This is a genomic window from Ferrovum myxofaciens, assembly GCF_000735045.1.
In the GTDB taxonomy this organism is placed as follows: domain Bacteria; phylum Pseudomonadota; class Gammaproteobacteria; order Burkholderiales; family Ferrovaceae; genus Ferrovum; species Ferrovum myxofaciens.
Window position 1 is genome coordinate 1 of sequence record NZ_JPOQ01000424.1, and the last position, 1,186, is coordinate 1,186.

Consider the following 1,186-nt stretch of genomic DNA (forward strand, 5'->3'; position numbering starts at 1 on the left):
TGACCATGCCCTCCCAGAGGAAAAGCAGTTCGCAGGGATGGGGCAAAGCCCCACCTCGCAAAACATGATCATAAAGTTACGGCGACGATATCACTGAAAGAATCGGGAAGTTGAGGGTTCGGTGAAGCTGGATTATGTGACAGTCACAATAAATATCACCCCTCCTTAGCCGACTTGACTTCCAATTTCAAACTGCTGCTTTTGGCCCAATTTCAAGTTGCTGATGACATGCAGAAAAATTATCCGGGAAAATACAACGCCGCTGGCTTACCGCTTACGCTGATGACACCCAAAAAAACCAGCCTGCCCGAAACAAATCTGCCCGATCGGGCAAAATATCTCATAATTATTTGATTTTACTAGGTTATATTCTATTGCCCGAAAATTGTCTTTTTGTAGTCGGTCAGTCAAAATTTTACCTTGCAGTCGATGAAGATTGTTCCGTCATAATCGATTGACTGTAAATTTTAACTAACTGATTAAAAAGGAAACTTATGGAATTAGAAAATGTGTCACAACCGCATCCTAGAATCCTGCGTCTTCCGCAGGTGATGGATCGTACAGCGCTTTCCCGATCAACCATCTACCAGTACATGAGCGAAGGTGAGTTCCCTGAGTCGGTAGGGCTCGGCTCCCGTGCTGTCGGTTGGGTTGAGGGTGAAATTAATGACTGGTTACAGACCAAGATTCAGCAGCGTGAGGAGGTCCATTAATCACAACACCATACTGGGTATTTGCGCCTAATGTTGGTCCAACTATCAAGTTACAAACAACTGCATCCTAAAATAGAAATATGCGTATCAAGTTGCCAAGTGCTTGACCGTTTTTAGACAGGCATGCCTGTTAAATAGGGGGAACTCCTCTGACACAGATTCAACGTGGTTCGGTTAAGCGCTTGGAATTGATCTAACTAAGAACGCTGGGGGGCTTTCCTCAGCATGTCAGAAACCACTGAGCTGGAACTCAGTATCTTTCATTTAAAATTAGGAAATGAAGTAAAATGCGAAAACATTATAACAAAATAAGTACTCCATTGCAACAGACCAATAGAAGAAATAGACAAGGAACCGACCCAGAACAGCCAGACATTTTCACTCAAGCCAATGATCTAGCCCTGAGAAACATGGATAACTTCGTGGACTGGCTTGGCCTTGAAACCCAGCATCAGGGTAAGGAAATTCAATTT

The 1,186-nt window shown here is 43.7% G+C and carries 3 protein-coding genes; all 3 read left to right on the forward strand.

What is annotated here, in order from left to right:
* Positions 1-174 precede the first annotated feature (174 nt).
* Positions 175-354, forward strand: a complete 180-nt coding sequence (locus IV91_RS0114370; protein ID WP_031599524.1) for a hypothetical protein — start codon at positions 175-177, stop codon at positions 352-354.
* 140 nt (positions 355-494) lie between these two features.
* A complete protein-coding gene (locus tag IV91_RS0114375; protein ID WP_031599525.1) occupies positions 495-713 on the forward strand; it encodes an AlpA family transcriptional regulator in 219 nt (72 codons plus the stop codon).
* A 287-nt stretch (positions 714-1,000) separates the two neighbouring features.
* A partial coding sequence (locus IV91_RS19380; RefSeq protein ID WP_233418497.1) for a hypothetical protein occupies positions 1,001-1,186 on the forward strand: 186 nt, incomplete at its 3' end.

What these genes read in the sequence shown, in the direction of transcription:
- IV91_RS0114375 (WP_031599525.1), top strand. Translation starts at nt 495, where the DNA reads ATGGAATTAGAAAATGTGTCACAACCGCATCCTAGAATCCTGCGTCTT.